The 16,983-nt window shown below is 44.3% G+C and carries 12 protein-coding genes and 1 pseudogene; 11 read left to right on the top strand and 2 right to left on the bottom strand.

Annotated elements, in window-relative coordinates; genetic code table 11:
* The first annotated feature begins 92 nt into the window (after positions 1-92).
* From tnpA to aroC, 4 genes and pseudogenes are all read left to right on the top strand, one after another.
* Positions 93-528: pseudogene (tnpA, locus tag AB4517_RS22000) on the top strand (IS200/IS605 family transposase).
* Positions 529-694: 166 nt separating this feature from the next.
* On the top strand, positions 695-1,288 hold the full coding sequence (locus AB4517_RS21995) for an ECF-type sigma factor (protein ID WP_372149989.1): 594 nt from the start codon (positions 695-697) through the stop codon (positions 1,286-1,288).
* Between the two features lie 166 nt (positions 1,289-1,454).
* Entirely contained in the window at positions 1,455-3,650 is a 2,196-nt protein-coding gene (locus AB4517_RS21990; RefSeq protein WP_372149986.1) for a putative Ig domain-containing protein, read from the top strand.
* A 240-nt stretch (positions 3,651-3,890) separates the two neighbouring features.
* The gene (gene aroC, locus AB4517_RS21985) at positions 3,891-4,976 is read left to right on the top strand and encodes a chorismate synthase (protein ID WP_029235357.1); all 1,086 of its coding nucleotides are present in this window, start codon (positions 3,891-3,893) and stop codon (positions 4,974-4,976) included.
* Positions 4,977-5,073: 97 nt separating this feature from the next.
* On the opposite strand, the gene AB4517_RS21980 is transcribed toward aroC, so the two are convergent.
* Complete coding sequence (locus AB4517_RS21980) at positions 5,074-5,697, bottom strand: trimeric intracellular cation channel family protein (protein ID WP_017062358.1); 624 nt, start codon at positions 5,695-5,697, stop codon at positions 5,074-5,076.
* 299 nt (positions 5,698-5,996) lie between these two features.
* On the opposite strand from AB4517_RS21980, the gene AB4517_RS21975 reads away from it, so the two are divergent.
* The 3 genes from AB4517_RS21975 to AB4517_RS21965 all read left to right on the top strand — a co-directional run bounded on the left by AB4517_RS21975 (position 5,997) and on the right by AB4517_RS21965 (position 7,498).
* Positions 5,997-6,527, top strand: a complete 531-nt coding sequence (locus AB4517_RS21975) for an elongation factor P hydroxylase (RefSeq protein WP_017063424.1) — start codon at positions 5,997-5,999, stop codon at positions 6,525-6,527.
* 9 nt (positions 6,528-6,536) lie between these two features.
* Positions 6,537-6,800 (top strand): YfcL family protein, encoded by a 264-nt coding sequence (locus AB4517_RS21970; protein WP_017063425.1) that lies wholly within the window; start codon positions 6,537-6,539, stop codon positions 6,798-6,800.
* A 176-nt stretch (positions 6,801-6,976) separates the two neighbouring features.
* A complete protein-coding gene (locus tag AB4517_RS21965; RefSeq protein ID WP_017070306.1) occupies positions 6,977-7,498 on the top strand; it encodes an NADPH-dependent FMN reductase in 522 nt (173 codons plus the stop codon).
* A gap of 150 nt (positions 7,499-7,648) precedes the next feature.
* On the opposite strand, the gene mnmC is transcribed toward AB4517_RS21965, so the two are convergent.
* A complete protein-coding gene (mnmC, locus tag AB4517_RS21960; protein WP_372149983.1) occupies positions 7,649-9,727 on the bottom strand; it encodes a bifunctional tRNA (5-methylaminomethyl-2-thiouridine)(34)-methyltransferase MnmD/FAD-dependent 5-carboxymethylaminomethyl-2-thiouridine(34) oxidoreductase MnmC in 2,079 nt (692 codons plus the stop codon).
* A gap of 128 nt (positions 9,728-9,855) precedes the next feature.
* On the opposite strand from mnmC, the gene fabB reads away from it, so the two are divergent.
* From fabB to AB4517_RS21940, 4 genes are all read left to right on the top strand, one after another.
* The gene (gene fabB / locus AB4517_RS21955; RefSeq protein ID WP_017062353.1) at positions 9,856-11,067 is read left to right on the top strand and encodes a beta-ketoacyl-ACP synthase I; all 1,212 of its coding nucleotides are present in this window, start codon (positions 9,856-9,858) and stop codon (positions 11,065-11,067) included.
* 483 nt (positions 11,068-11,550) lie between these two features.
* Positions 11,551-12,684 (top strand): 4-phosphoerythronate dehydrogenase, encoded by a 1,134-nt coding sequence (locus AB4517_RS21950; protein WP_017062351.1) that lies wholly within the window; start codon positions 11,551-11,553, stop codon positions 12,682-12,684.
* Positions 12,685-12,696: 12 nt separating this feature from the next.
* A complete protein-coding gene (locus AB4517_RS21945) occupies positions 12,697-13,710 on the top strand; it encodes an aspartate-semialdehyde dehydrogenase (protein ID WP_017062350.1) in 1,014 nt (337 codons plus the stop codon).
* 207 nt (positions 13,711-13,917) lie between these two features.
* On the top strand, positions 13,918-16,983 hold a 3,066-nt coding region (locus AB4517_RS21940; RefSeq protein WP_372149979.1), incomplete at its 3' end, for a FimV/HubP family polar landmark protein.

The raw sequence follows: 16,983 nt of genomic DNA, 5'->3' as shown, positions 1-16,983 counted from the left end.
AAAGTATGCTCCCGCCCTGGAGGCTATGGCCTCGAGAAGTGCTCATGTTAGAAGTAATCTCTTATTCATCACAAGTAAGAGGAAACAACCACATGGGCGATTACAGAAATTCATCATATGTCTATTGGCGTTGCAAATACCATATAGTTTTGACCCAAAGTACAGATATAAGATTTTGAAAGATAAGGGTGGAAAGGAGCTTTATCGTTCAATCCATATCTTGTGCAATGTGAAAGACTGCAAGGTTTTAGAGTTAAATGTTCAACCAGATCATGTTCATCTTTCTGTCATTGTTTCTCCCAAGTTATCAGTCTTGAGTTTGTTAGGAGTTTTAAAGGGTCGAATAGCAATTAGACTTTTCAATAAATCCCCACATAAACGTAAGAAACTGTGGGGAAATTACTTTTGGGCTAGAGGTATTTTGCAGATACGGTTGGTGTGAATGAAGAAGTCATTCGGCGATATGTACGACATCAAGATAAACAGGACATAGAGTATGAACAACAACTGCAGTTATTGAAGAATTGATAGCGCGGACGCCCCCTTCTTGGGGGTTATAAAGCAAAACCGGCTTCTAAGAAGGCGGATATTTTTTGGATGAGGAATTATTCGATTCTTGGATTGCCACAGAAGACATGAACCTATTGGTTTACTTGTTGTGACTTCCCATTTAATTGTTTTAAAAGGTTAAATTTTGTCGACCATAAAAAAAATTCAGGAGCACAAGGGGCTTACTACTCTTATTTACCAATGGCAACATGGTTGCAAGCAGTCTGAAGCTGAATTGTATCGTTTTGCTTACTATCGGCTTAAAGAGTTAGCTCAATTACGACGTTATAAATGTGCAGAGGTATTTAATGAGCCTTTGATAGATACGAGCTCTACGACGACATTGACTCATGAGGCTTACTTGAAGATTGGCTCCGTTGGGAAGGGTGAGATAGAAGGGACGCGAGATTTTTTTTTGATGTCCGTTAAAGCTATGCAGCATATTCTCATTAATGACTCTTGGGCGTTGAAGGCTGATAAAAGAAAAAAGGGCAATTTAATGCGCATAGAAAATGCAATTTCGATTGAATACCTGCCCCTTGATAAACGCATTGAGTTAGAGAAGTCATTGATGGATTTTACGGAACACTATCCACGACAATCTAATGTGCTGAAATTAAAATATTACATTGGCCTAAAGCATCAAGAGATCTGTGAACTATTAGATTGTAGCCACAGCCTGATTGAGAAAGATCTCAAATTTGCTAAAAGCTGGCTCCACAATAAATTGGCGGCTTAACTTTGCATAATTGGAAAAATTTAGAAATTATTTTACGGGTTTTCCATTATTCCCTGTACCTTGCGAGTTCCAAGTAAACCTCTAAAAATAGTGATGTTTTAATTATCACAGCCTACTGAAGTTGGCTGTATGAAGACTCATTGAATAGGTTTAATAAGGAACAATAATGAAAAAGCAAGGCTTGCTCGCAGCGTCAATTGCAATGGCTTTGGTTGGGTGTGGTTCAGACAGCGATTCGTCGAGCAACCCAACGACGTTTTCTATCACGGCCATTGATGGTTATTTGGCGTATGCTAATGTCAGGGTTGATACGACCCAAGATGGTATTTGTGATACGGACTTAACAGGCAAGAGTAGTCAAACTGATGTCGATGGTAAGGTAAACATTCCAGTTGCGCATCAAGGTGCCGTGGTCTGTGTTGAGGCAGTTGCAGGTCAAACAATAGACAGCAACCGTGGTCTTGTTCAACACGACTTCACACTAGCTAATGCGGGCAGCGGCGCAATCATTAACCCAATGACGAACATGGTGAACAAACTGCTAGCTGCAGACTCGGAGTTGACAGTAGCTGAAGCTGAGGAGCAAGTAGTTGCTGCTATCACGGGTGACGAAGGTCTTGAGGTGTCACAAGCACTTATTTTTGGTGACTACATTGCAGATACCACAGAGCAAGCAGAAGCACTTAACCTGATTGGCGAAGTGTTGGTCGATCATTCTGACGGAGATATCGAAACTAAGCTGAAGCTGACTGAAGCTATGGCAGAAGCAACACAAGAGATCATTGAAGCCGATGATCAAACGCTTGATGATTACTCGCCAATTATTAATATTCCACCGGGTGGCGGCGATATCATCGTTTTACCAAACACCCGACCAAAAGTTGTCGGTACCACTGAGCCCGTTGAATTGACGCTGGGTGAAGCATGGCGCCCATACAATGTTAGCGACAAATTCCAAGACGCCGAAGGCGATGACATGTCCTTCACTATGACTGTCGTTGATGGTGATGGTAATAATGGTCTGTCTATAGACTCGGAAACAGGCATGATTACGGGTGAACCAGAGGGTGCAGGCAGCTTTATTTACCATATCTTTGCGACCGATGAGCACGAGGCACGTTCATACCCACTGACCTTTGAAGTGACGGTTTTAACTGACAACCAACTTCCTGTGGTTGACGAGAACGAGCTTGCAAACCTGCAGTTGACAATGAATACGTGGTTAATCACAGAAGGCGAGTCGCTAACCGATACACTGGATGTAAGTGCACTATTCATAGATCAAGATGGTGACGCCTTAAACTACGAAGTGGAAACGACGCTATCAACGGCTGCGCGCACGGGCTTTAACGGTCTAGTAAGCGAGCAGGGCGTAGTGAGCTTCTCTGGTTTGCTTCCACGCCCTGCTGCGGCAGGTGACGAAACACTGACAGTTTTAGTCAATGATGGCGTCAACAGTGAGTGGGTCTCGGCAACGTTGAGCTTCCCGGTTATTGAAGAAGCGCCATTACCACCAGGTGATTCTCACCCATTAGAAGACAACACATGGTACTTCTTAGAGCGAGGTTCTAACGGTACAAACTACGCTCAAGTGTGGTGTGACACAGTGCGCTTTGAAGATGGTGAGATCTTCTACAATGATCGTGACCTAAGCAATAAGGCAGAATGTACAACAGAGGCGACGCTAAAAGTTGGTACTTATATTGTCGAAGGTGACACTTTGGTCGGTTCATTTGTCGATGACGGCGAAGTGATGACCATGAGTTACGACCTAACCAATGATTATGATAGTAACTTAATCTCACAGGGTGCCCTGACTATGCTCTGGACTGAGGATGGTGAATCTAGTCGTTATGTTGGCTTTAGTAACAAAGCGGATGCAGAAAAGCGTATTCAAGTTAAATCCAGTGATGGCCCTGAGTTGCGAGATGCTGACCTATATTGGCCTGGTGAACAAGACCACCAATACGAGCTTATCTCTACGTCATTACAGATGAGTACAGCCGAGCTTTCATCTGGTAATTCACACGACTATATCAAGGTATGGATGAATGGTATTAGCTGTGATGGACTGCTGAGCTCGCACAATGGCGATGCGGCTATTTTTGAAAGGTTCACTGTGACGTCTGAATCCATTTCAGCAAGCAACGGTGATACTTTAAACCCACAATTTTGTGACGATGTATTTGACGAGGGTAGAACGAATGCGGTGCTTTCATTCTTGTTTGGGATGAATAATAGCTACTCACTTGAATTAGATGAAAACTACAGCATCATTGGCAAAATCAGTGATGAGTGGAGTCAGTACATTACCGATGTGAACTTTAATATGGTGTGGGATGGTTCATCGAACGACGATTAATTTGAACGCTTGAGTTAGTCGCACATTGAATGCCAAGTGAATCAAAGGTATTGAAAGAAGGAAGCCTAGTGATGGGCTTCCTTTTTTATTTTTCGATAAACTGACAATTGTTCGTTTTTTGGGGTTTACATCATTTGGTAATAAAGCCACTATGAATTCACGAAGAATAGACAAGTAAAGCTATTAGCCAGTCGGTTTAGGAATCAAACCTTCTGCTCAATAGCTGATTTAGAGGAAGTAATGGCAGGAAACAGTATCGGACAACATTTCCGCGTGACCACGTTCGGAGAAAGTCACGGTATCGCACTAGGATGTATCGTAGATGGGTGCCCACCAGGATTAGAAATTACCGAAGAAGATCTGCAGAAAGATCTGGACCGTCGTCGTCCGGGCACTTCTCGCTATACAACGGCTCGTCGTGAAGCGGATGAAGTGAAAATCTTATCAGGTGTATTTGAAGGCCAAACTACGGGTACTTCTATTGGTCTATTGATTGAAAATACAGACCAACGCTCTAAAGACTATTCCGAAATTAAAGACAAGTTCCGCCCTGGCCACGCTGACTATACGTACCATCAAAAGTACGGTGTGCGTGATTACCGAGGTGGTGGTCGTTCTTCAGCTCGTGAAACTGCAATGCGTGTTGCTGCAGGTGCAATTGCGAAGAAATACCTAAAACAAGAATTTGGTGTTGAAATCCAAGCTTACCTTTCTCAAATGGGTGATATCTCAATTGATAAAGTGGATTGGAACGAGATTGAAAACAACGCTTTCTTCTGTCCAGATGCCGACAAAGTACCAGAATTTGATCAACTGATTCGTGACTTGCTAAAAGAAGGCAACTCGATCGGTGCGAAGATTCAAGTGGTTGCGACTAAAGTGCCAGTAGGCCTTGGTGAGCCAATCTTTGATCGTCTAGATGCTGACATCGCGCACGCTCTAATGAGCATTAACGCTGTGAAAGGTGTTGAGATTGGTGATGGCTTCGATGTTGTTAATCAACGCGGTAGTGAACACCGTGACCCATTAACTCCAGAAGGTTTCAGCAGCAATCATGCTGGCGGTATCTTAGGTGGTATCTCTACTGGTCAAGATATTGTGGCAAGCATTGCGCTTAAACCAACATCAAGCATCACTGTACCTGGTGACACAATCACGAAAGATGGTGAAGCAACGCAGCTAATCACGAAAGGTCGTCACGATCCATGTGTTGGCATCCGTGCGGTACCTATTGCAGAAGCAATGCTGGCTATCGTGCTGCTTGACCACTTGCTACGTCATCGTGGTCAAAACTTTGGTGTGACAACTGAAACACCACAAATCTAATTCTGCTTCTTTTTATTTAGAATAGAATTGGTAGAAACAAAAAAGGGTTGCTTCGTAATGAAGTAACCCTTTTTATATTCTGCGTCATTGAGAATATCTAATGTACAGAGCTTTCAGGATCAAGCTGGAACGAAGGCAAACTCCATTTGAATCTTACAGCCGCCATGCGCAGCAAGTAACCAACTACAAGCGTCACAATTGTCGCCGTGACGTCGTTGATGCCAAGCTCAAGCAAACCTAGGTACAAACCTGAAGCGACAAGTGCGACAGAGGCATACAGCTCTTCATGTAACACCAATGGTGTTTGACGACAGATAAGGTCACGTAACAAACCACCAAAGACACCTGTCACTAATGCCGATACCATGCAAATCATCGGGTGCAGACCCATGGTCATCGCTACTTTGGTACCAATGATACTGAATACGATTAGGCCTAAGGCATCCAAGCGAATAAACAAACCTTTTAGCTTGATAACCCATTTCGCCAACCCGGTTGTAATAACACCTGCTATACAGGTGATGGCCAGATACTGAGGGTTTTCAACCCAACCTAAAGGGTAATGGCCAAGTAAGATATCGCGTACTGTACCGCCGCCAATTGCCGTTGCGCTCGCAACCAACATTACACCAAACCAATCCATTTTTTGTTTGCCTGCACTGAGAGCGCCGGTCATGGCTTCTGCCGTGATGCCAATGATATACAAAACACTTAGTAGCATTGCTGTAGCTCTATAATTTAGGTTCTATAAACTCGAGTCTTATAGGCCTTAGGGATATAAAATGAAGCGCGAGTGTAGTAGTAAAAATGCTTGTTGACGAATGAATATTTGTACCGTGAATGGGCGTTTCAGATTAGCTAAACTAATCATTCACCTTAAAGTGGTGTAATCTGGGAATGGCAATCGATTGTCACTGCAAAGTATAATGGCGAACCCGATGTCATTACGCTTGATAGGGCTTTACCGAGCGCTGAAAAAAAAGCAAAATGCCCCAGTTATTTTTACTTAAATTTGATTTTATGACACACCAATACTCAGACATTATCGATATCTTCAATCAGACCTTTTTTGAAAGCTTTAATACCAAACTAGAGCTAGGGGCTGATGAGCCGATCTATTTGCCTGCTGATGATACTATCCCACACCATCGAATCGTGTTCGCACGTGGCTTTTACGCCTCTGCACTCCATGAGATCGCACACTGGTGCGTTGCTGGGCCTGAGCGTCGTTTACTGGAAGATTTTGGCTATTGGTATGAACCTGACGGTCGAACGGAATCGGTTCAAGCTGAGTTTGAAAAAGTAGAAATTCGCCCACAAGCGTATGAATGGATCATTGCGATGAGCGCAGGCTTTCCTTTTAATGTCAGCTGTGACAATCTACACGGCGATTTTGAGCCAGATCGTTTGGCCTTTATGAATAAAGTACATAGCGAAGTTATGGGTATCTTTGAAGTAGGCTTTCCGCCTCGCGTGAAAATGCTCTCTGAAGCATTACGCAGCTTCTACGATGTAGAACCTTTATGTGCTAGCCAATTTATTGTGAAATAAGAGAATATTATGATTATCGAATTTGAAGAAAAACTACTTGAAGTTATTGATGCTCGCATTGAAAACGCATCAGACGATGAACTGTTTGCTGGTGGTTACTTACGTGGTCATATTTCTCTTTCAGTGGCTTCATGTGAAGAAGAAGGCATTGAAGATGTGGCTGAAGTAAAAGCTCGTATTGAACAGAGCCTAGACGACGCTCGCTCTGAACTAACACCAGCAGACCGCACTATCGTTAATGACCTTTGGGTTGAGCTACAAAACCAAGCTTAATCTCGATGTATTAATACTATCCGCTCAGTCCCTTCCTTTCCCATTTTGCTGAGCGAACTGGTTTATTTGAGACTCGTTCGAAATTTTTGAATGAGTCCGTTCATTTCTTGTGATGGTTACATTTTCTTACTACGTTATTCTAATCCCACTTAACGGAATTACAGAAAGGTCACATCATGAAAGTTATCGCATTTGGCGCAAGCACAAGTTCTACCTCAATCAACAAAACACTAGCAACTTACGCAGCAAACTTGATTGAAGGTGCTGAAGTAAAAGTCCTAGACATCAACGATTACAATGTTCCTATGTTCAGTGAAGACACTGAAAAAGAGATTGGCCAAGCGGAAGGTGCTCAAGCATTCCTACGCGACCTAGCTGAAGCTGATGCGTTTGTTATCTCGTTCGCAGAACACAATGGTCACTACCCAGCAGCGTATAAAAACCTATTTGACTGGGCGACACGTATTGAGCGTTCAGTGTTTGGCGAGAAGCCGGCGGTTTACCTAGCGACTTCACCGGGCCCTGGTGGCGCACAAACGGTACTTGGTGCAGCGACAGGTTCTGCACCTTACTTCGGTGGCAACGTGCAAGCGTCAGTTTCAGTACCAAGCTTCTACGATAACTTTGATTTTGAGTCGGGCTCTATCAGCAACGAAGAGATTGCTCTACAGATTAAAGACGCGGTTGCTAAGCTGTAAATACTGCTCCATTTAGAACATCAGTTTAGATCAACACGAATAACAAAAAGCCCGAGCGACTTAACTTAGTCACGTAGGGCTTTTTAGCTTTTAACTTATTAGTTTCAGATATTCAGAAATTTCAGATGTTCAAAATAGCTGAACTAGAAACTACGGCTTTGATTTAGAATGCTTGTCAGCAACCCATCCAGCCGTTAATGCCTTACCTTTACGCAGTCTGCGTACCCACATTCGACTTGGGTGAATCGCCTCAAGCACATCAACAGGCAAGGGCAGCGGATCGCCACAGATCTGTGATGCTAATACTTCAGCCAATAATGGTGCAGAGCTCAAACCACGTGAACCCAGTCCGATAAAGCAATAAAGGTTAGGGAAGCTTGTTATCGTTTCTACATCCTCAACCGAGTCACGCTGCGGGTTGAAGTTGTGGAGATCTTGGTACTGCTCCTTAATGGCTTCAAAGTCACCAACGTTTCCGACAAACGGAAGGTGGTCACGGCTTACGCTTCGGATACCTTGGCGCGCTAAGTTGTCACTGGTATCGACATCTTTTGTCCATGCTTGGTCTGGTAGTGACCCATGTAGGCGCTCGCCATTGTGCTGCTGAACCTCAATATCAAATTCTTGGTCGATATTGGTTTTGTCGTAGTTCGCACCAATACAGTGATGACCATTGTTGGGGTTCTGTGGCGTCAAATAGCCATCAAAGCACAACACGGTTTTTAGCTGGCTGAGATTTTCCGTGGTCGGAATATGGCTCACTTGGCCTTTAACCGGAGTCAGTGGTACTGGCTGAGTTTGTTCAAACTGAGTGAACTTGTGTCCGTTTGCGACAACTACTTGGTCGTGCTTGGTTTGAATCTCACCTTGAGGTGTATCCATCGTCAGTATCCATTGTTGTTCAGCTTCGAGCCACTCAAGTTGCGTTACTTGATGTTGATAGTGCGCGCTTACTTGGTTGTTCTCTTCTAACTTGCTAATCAAGCCTTGAGTCAGTTGCAGAGGGCTTAGCCAACCACCCAGCGGAAAGTAAACACTCTCTTTATCGACGGGTAAGCCAATCTTTTCGTTGGCTTGCTCTGGCGATAAACGCTGAATCAGGTCGGTGTGGAAGTTGCCTTCCAACATGCGGTTGAGCTTTTTAGTGGAGCCTTGATCCCACATCAAGATGTTCACGCCACACCAACTGTGATCAAATTGAATAGACTGAGCCGCTTGATTAATAAATTGACGAGCAAACAGTAATCCCGGGCCAAACACGCGAGACACGTTCGAGGTCGCTTCGCTTAATAGCGGGTAAATCGCACCTTGGTTGTTACCTGAGGCATTGCCCGCAGCTTGTGGATGTTCACAATAAAGGGTGATGTTTTTACCACGACGGCTTAGCGTTTTGGCTAATGCAGCACTGGCGACACCACCACCAATGATCGCAATGTCTTGGGATTCAGTGTGTTGAGCGAGGCCATACCAAGGTTTGATGTTGGTGTGAGCGTGCTTTTCGCCAAGTCGGCCGGCGATCATTTCTCGCTTAGTACCAAAGCCTTTGACCTTTTTCATTTCAAAGCCAGCTTCAATTAAGCCACGGCGAACAAAGCCAGCAGCGGTGAAGGTGGCGCAGCTACAATCTTGCTTAGCGAGCTTAGCCATGCCGTTGAATAGGTTTTGATTCCACATCTCTGGGTTCTTGCTCGGAGCAAAACCGTCTAAGAACCAAGCATCAACCAAACCTTCACGCGGGGTTGGTACGTTGGGCATGCAATCTTTAATATCGCCAAACCACAAATCAAGCGTGATTGCACCGTCGCCCAGCACAATGCGGTGACATTCAGGTAGAGCAATAGGGTAGTGTTCTTGGAGTTGCGTCGCATACTCGGCTAATTCTGGCCACGATTGGTGTGCTTTGATCAGATCCTCTTTATTTAAAGGATATTTTTCAAAACTGATGAAATGTAACTCTTTGGTCATCGCTTGTGGGTTATCTTTAAGAAAAGCATCGAACCATTGCCAAACTGCAAGAAAGTTCAAACCTGTGCCAAAGCCGGTTTCAGCAATCACAAAGCGGCGTTGTTCATGTTCAAGCCAACGCTCTGGAAGGTGGTTTTGCTTTAAAAAGACGTAGCGAGTTTCTTCTAAACCGTTAACATTGGAGAAGTAAACGTCGTCAAATTGGTCTGAAACTGGCGTGCCAGACTCATTCCATTCCAGTTCTGCATTAGTAATTGAAGTCATAAAATCTATCATTTTGTGATTTGAAGCGATATGTTGGTAGGGATTGTACGAATTTCTAGGAAAGCTGACCACTTTTGTTAGGCTTCTTAGTTATCATCTAGCTGAATTTAGAATTATAGGAATGTCACATGAAACGAGTCGTAATCACCGGTATGGGTATTGTTTCAAGTATCGGTAACAACGTCGAAGAAGTTTTAGCATCACTGAAAGAGGGTAAATCTGGTATTACCGCTTCAGAGCAGTTCAAGGAAAATGGCTTGCGCTCTCAAGTATGGGGTAACCTAAAAATGAACCCTGCTGACCATATCGATCGCAAAAAAATGCGCTTTATGGGTGATGCAGCGGCATTCGCTTATCTTTCAATGGAGCAAGCAATTGCTGATTCTGGCTTAACTGAAGATCAAGTATCTAATGACCGCACGGGTATCGTTGCGGGTTCAGGTGGTGCTTCATCTCTAAACCAAGTAAACGCGGTAGACATCATCCGTGAGAAAGGCGTGAAGCGCGTTGGTCCATACATGGTTCCACGTACAATGGCTTCTACGGTTTCTGCTTGTCTAGCAACTCCTTTCAAAATCCGTGGTGTGAACTACTCTATGAGCTCTGCATGTGCGACATCTGCACACTGTATTGGTCACGCAATGGAGCTTATCCAACTTGGTAAGCAAGACGTTGTATTCGCTGGTGGCGGTGAAGAACTGGATTGGTCTCTGACTATGATGTTCGACGCAATGGGCGCACTTTCTACTAAGTACAACGACACGCCAGAGCTGGCTTCTCGTACCTACGATGCAGACCGTGATGGTTTCGTTATCTCTGGTGGCGGCGGCATGTTAGTTATCGAAGAGCTTGAGCACGCTGTTGCTCGTGGCGCAAAAATCTACGGTGAAATCGTAGGCTACGGCGCAACTTCAGATGGCTACGACATGGTTGCTCCTTCTGGTGAAGGTGCGGTTCGTTGTATGAAGATGGCGATGCAAAACGTTGATGGCGTTGATTACGTGAACACTCACGGTACTTCAACTCCAGTTGGCGACGTTAAAGAGCTAGGCGCTATCCAAGAAGTATTTGGTGGCAACAGCCCAGCAATTTCTGCAACTAAAGCGATGACAGGTCACGCTCTAGGTGCTGCTGGCGTACACGAAGCTATTTACTCAACGCTAATGCTAGATAACGGCTTTATCGCTCCAAGCATTAACGTTTCGAACCTAGACGAAGCTGCTGCTGGCCTAGACATCGTAACTGAAGCTCGTGATCAAGAGCTAACTACAGTTATGTCTAACAGTTTTGGTTTCGGCGGTACGAACGCAACGCTAGTAATCAAAAAGTACCAAGCTTAACTTAAGCTTGAGTTACAGAGACAAGGTTAATCGTTAAAGGGTTGCGCTAGTGCCGATTCAACACGCACAGGTCACCCAGTAATAATGACCATCAGAACAAAGTTTTTAGACGCAGGTTGGTAAACGTGTTTTTTGAACATAGTTTTTAAATCTGGGTTTAGAGATTGAAAGGTTTCCAGAGCTTGACCAGTACTGACTTTGGTTAGTACTGGTTGAACAGACGCAAGACTCTGTCTCCTGGAGAGCGAGATAGGATCCTTTTGTTCTGGATGTTTGCCCGATTGTTTATTCAATCGGGCATTTTTCGTTTTAGCCGTTTGAGATTTGGGTATGGAATCTTATGCCTGTTGTTTGTGCAGACTCAGTGATTCAGCCCTTTATTTATAATGTATTCCAATTGCTACTCGACACCGTGTGTGGAATTTTGCACAATCATTTCAATTCACATTTAGGTCGATAGACCCCAACAAAAGTACTCGCCAAATGAAAATCTTAATCGACGAAAATATGCCTTACGCTGAAGCGCTTTTTAGCCAGCTAGGGGAAGTGACAATGAAGTCTGGTCGCACATTAACAGCTGACGACCTAGTTGACGTAGACGCATTGATGATTCGCTCTGTTACCAAGGTAAACGAGTCATTGATCAGCAAAGCCAATAAGCTGAAGTTTGTTGGTACTGCGACGGCTGGCATGGATCACGTTGACCAAGAGTTGATGAAAGAGCGTGGCATTTTCTTTACTGCGGCACCTGGTTGTAACAAGGTGGGTGTTGCTGAGTACGCGTTCAGTGCGATGATGGTGCTTGCGCAGCAACAAGGCTTTTCTGTTTTTGATAAAACGGTTGGTATTATCGGCTGTGGTCAAGTGGGCAGTTACTTAGCGAAGTGCCTTGAAGGTATTGGTATCAAAGTTCTGCTGAACGACCCTCTAAAACAGCAAGAGGGTGATACTCGCGAATTTACTGAGTTAGAGACTTTGCTTGAACAATCAGACGTTATTACATTACACACGCCAATCACTAAGACGGGTGAGTATCCAACGCATCACTTGATCAGTGAGCAAGTGCTGAACAACTTACGTGCTGATCAAATCCTGATTAATGCAGCTCGCGGTCCTGTGGTTGATAACCAAGCGCTAAAAGCTCGCCTGCAAAAAGCCGATGGTTTCACTGCAGTGCTTGATGTGTTTGAGTTTGAACCTGAAGTCGACTTTGAGCTTCTTCCGTTACTCGCTTTTGCAACGCCTCACGTAGCGGGCTACGGTTTAGAAGGTAAAGCGCGTGGTACCACGATGATCTTCAACAGTTATTGTGAATTTTTAGGTACTGAACAGCGTGCGTATGCAAGCGACTTATTGCCGACAGCGCCTGTACCTCAAATGAAATTAGATAGAGCTTGGGATGAAGCAACACTGCACAATTTGACTCAGTTGATCTATGATGTGCGCAAAGACGACGCCTTATTCCGTCGCAATATCGTTACGCCGGGTTCTTTTGACAAGATGCGTAAAGAATATTGGGACCGCAGAGAGTACAGTGCAGTCGAGTTAACGGGCGACGAATCTTGTAATTTAACGCCGTTATCTAAACTCGGTTTTATGGTAAAGCCAACTTTATAAAAGAGAGAAACAATGAGCCAAGAATTTAATATTGCTATTTTAGGTGCGACTGGTGCGGTTGGTGAAACCATTCTTGAAGTACTTAAAGAGCGTAAATTCCCTGTCGGTGAAATGCACTTACTAGCAAGTGAACGTAGTGAAGGCAAAACTTCCCGTTTTAACGGCAAAACAATACAAGTACAAAACGTAGAAGACTTCGATTGGTCTCAAGTACATATTGCGTTTTTCTCTGCAGGTAGCGAGCTTTCAGAGCGTTGGGCTCCAATTGCGGCTGATGAAGGTGTGGTTGTCATCGATAACACATCACGCTTCCGTTACGAATACGATGTTCCTCTGGTTGTGCCTGAAGTGAACCCTGAAGCGATTGCTGAGTTCCGTAACCGTAACATCATCGCGAACCCTAACTGCTCGACTATCCAAATGGTAGTAGCGCTAAAACCAATTCACGATGAAGTGGGCCTTGAGCGTATTAACGTTTCAACTTACCAATCTGTGTCTGGTGCAGGTAAGCCAGGTATCGATGAGCTAGCGGGTCAAACGGCTAAGCTTCTTAACGGTATGCCAGCTGAAAACTCAGCGTTCTCACAACAAATCGCTTTCAACTGTATTCCTCAAATCGATGAATTTACAGAGAACGGCTACACGCGTGAAGAGATGAAGATGGTTTGGGAAACTCAAAAAATCTTTGCTGACTCTTCAATCACAGTGAACCCGACTTGTGTCCGCGTACCAGTATTTTACGGTCACGCAGAATCTCTACACATTGAAACTCGCGCACCAATCGGTGCAGAGCAAGTGGTTCAGCTTCTAGAGAACACAGAAGGTGTTGAAGTATTCCAAGCGCTAGACTTCCCAACTCAAGTTCGTGATGCAGGTGGTAAAGACCACGTAATGGTTGGTCGTATTCGTAACGACATCAGCCATCACAGTGGCGTAAACATGTGGGTTGTCGCTGATAACGTTCGTAAAGGCGCAGCAACAAACGCAGTTCAAATCGCTGAAGTTCTGATTCGCGATTACTTCTAAGTTTTATTGCTTTGATAAAAAAGCCTCACTCTTTAGTGGGGCTTTTTTAATCGATTAAAAATATTGTTAGTCAAATTGTGTGAAATTGCTGCGAATATTGTTGCTGCAACACATTTTTTGTTTTCATCTCTATAGTTTTACGTCATTTATCCGATATATTTAATAGATCATCACTTTTCCGAATTTAAGCACCTAGCTGAGCCTTTTATGTTTCAAATTTTCAAGCCGTGGTTAATGCCTTTTGCCTTTATCATTGCGACTCAGATTTCCGTTGTTCGTGCAGATTCCATTCGAGTTGTAGGGCCTAATGGCCAGATACAATCAGCGCCTACGTTTTCAGAACCACTTCAAAGAGCGCAATCAAATAGCGCTGAGCCTTCACGTTTCTATGGTCCAACTCGCGGCTCAGAAACATTGTGGTCTATTGCCTCAAAGTTACGCCCTGATAACTCCGTTTCAGTCCAACAAACTCTGTTGGCTATTTATCGCTTAAACCCACAAGCGTTTGAAAACCAGAATATCCATAGCCTGCTGCCTGCGAGCAATCTACGCGTGCCTTCTTTAGAGCAAGCACGTGCAAGCTCGACGCAGCAAGCTATCAACATCATGAACTCACATCTTGCTAAGCTTGATGCTCCTGCAAGTAAGCCTGTCGCTTCAAAACCCAAAGCGCCGAGTTCTGATGCAAAAAATGTTACTCCTGCTAAGCAAGTAAGCACTACTGAAACTGCTAAAAAGCCATTGTCTCCAACTCAATCATCTCTAGCTCAATCTGCACCAACCCAAGAGATGAACAAGTTAGAGAAGCAGCTAGAGCTTTCAGAAACTGAACTGCTGTCACTTGAAGAGAAAAATCACCAACTTCGTTTGATGTTATCGAATGTTCAATCGGAAGTGGATGAGCTAAAAACAGAGCTCGGTGATGAAGACCGCATTCGTAGCGAAGTGGAAAAGCTGCTTGATGAAGAGCGTAGAAAGAACGCCGAAATTGAAAAGATGGCACCAAGTGTCATGGACGAACTGTTATCGAATGGTTGGTTAGTGGCGGCTCTTGCGATTATTCCAGGTCTGCTCATTGGTTTGATCGTTGTGATGCTGTTAGGCCGTCGTTCTAAAAATGATGAGCAACAGCAGACGACTCAAGAACAACCGCTCCAGCCAGAACCAAGTACCGTTGCACCTATTACATTGGGCGACGAGATGGACGACCTTAACGAGCTGTCTTTAGATGATGACTTGTTTGGTACGGAAGATGACGCCAACAAGCTGTTTGACGATCAAGCGCTAGCCGAAGAGGATGATGTCTTTGCTGGTTTAGATGAATCTGATCTCGATTTCAATCTAGATGGTGAAGACGATGACCCATTTGCTAGCATTGGCGAAAACGGTGATTTAGACACCAACTTCGACGATCTAGATTTAGACAGCAGCAACGGCATTAGTGTTAATGGCGAAGAGAAAGCGCTTGGCCTTGAAGAGATGGAACGTGCGCTAGACAAAACAGCGGAAAGCGCCGTCGATACTGATGATGTCGACTTTGATCTTTCTGATGATAACGCAATGTCTGCTGATGACATTGAAGCTTTACTATCTCAAGAGTCTGAAACTGAAGATCTCGGTTCCAACGAGCTAGACCAATCTTTATTAGATGATCTGTTTGCTCTTGATGACGAAGATGACGACAGCTTCGATATTGATGCTCTGATTTCGGAAGAGCAAAGTGATTCGCCTTCTAGCACTGAAACACCAGCAAGCGATGATTTTGACATCGATGCGCTTATCTCTGAGCAACAAAGTGAGACTAAGCCTGTTGATTTGAGCAATGACGATTTTGATATTGATGCTCTAATCTCTGAACAACAGTCCCCTGAGCCAGCTTCACCGACAGCGAATGATGATATTGATGACATCTTTGCCCAAGTTGCTGCTCAGAACGATCAAGCGAATGACCCTTTCAACCTCGATAGCGACGATGGGATTGCCACTAACCTAAACAGTGGTTTGGCGTCTGATGATGATATCGAAAACATTCTGTCTCAGTTCGATAAGCCCATCGTAAATGAAGAACCTCAAGACAGCGTTGATCTGCTTGATGAGCAACTGGCAGGCGATGACGTAGACCTAAGTAACTCGACAGACCTTCTTGATGAGATGCTAGGGGACGATTCGGATGATGAGTCTGAAAGCGAACCTCTTGGCTTTGATTCTCTGTCTGAGCTTGAAGAGCTTTCTGGTTTATCGACCGATGATGACCTCAACATCGCAGAAGACAGCACGGAAACCTTGGATGAATTAATAGGTGACTCTGACGAGGATGATTTCGAACTCGACGCCGAAAGTACCGACTTATTGGATGATTTCCTTGATAGTGAATTGTCAGATGATGAGCTTTTAGCGGATGCATCAAAATCAGAATCTCTAGACCCATTTGATGACTTACTGACAAGTGGCATTGAAGACGAGCTTGAATCTGAAGATAAGACGTTTGATAAAGAGTTAGACGCAGCCTTTGGTTTGGACAACGCCAATGAGGAGCCTGAAAAGGACTCAGACGTTGAGCTTACTCCGTTAACCTCTGAAGGTGAGCCTGAGCAAGATCCGGACATTAGTGAAACACCACAACCTGAAGTCGTTACTGATGAATCGTTAGATTCTGAAATGACTCAAGAAAGTTCTGACATTAAGCCAGAAAATGATGAAGCCTTTAATCGTGATGGTTTTATCGATGATTTGTTCGGTGTCGCACCGGCAACGGATGCTTTGCTTGATGACTCGCTAGAAACAACAGACGAAGCGTTGATTGATGAGTTAATGACTTCTGATGACAATGATTTGTTGCCAGCAATAGAAGAGCCTGTTGAACCATCAATTGACAATACGGTTGAACCAGAGCAAGCGTCTCTTTTAGACAGCGACGAAGTATCAGCGCAAGAAACCGCATCATCGGTTGAAGATGATGAACTGGATATCGACTCGCTGTTATCTGAGAATTCTGATTTTGACAAACCAGATTTTGAAGAGCGAGTTAAAGAAGAAACCGCACAACAAGAACCAGAGCCGAAAGAAGCCGACGTACAAGAGCAAGCTTCGCCATCGTCTTTGAACGATATCTCTGAAGATGAAGAAGAAACGTTTGAAGACTGGTTAGCTGAAGCCATCGACGATGTAGAGTCGCCAGCGAACATTGACTCTGATTTTGACTTTGAACCGAAAATCCAAGGTAGCGATCAGCTTGAAGATGTCGTTGAATCCTTGCCAGAGCCAGAGCCAGAG

The sequence above is a fragment of the Vibrio sp. 10N.222.52.C3 genome (genome assembly GCF_041474195.1).
In the GTDB taxonomy this organism is placed as follows: Bacteria; Pseudomonadota; Gammaproteobacteria; order Enterobacterales; family Vibrionaceae; genus Vibrio; species Vibrio crassostreae_C.
Note: the sequence above shows the minus strand (reverse complement) of the source record. Positions and strands in the feature narration are given on the sequence as shown.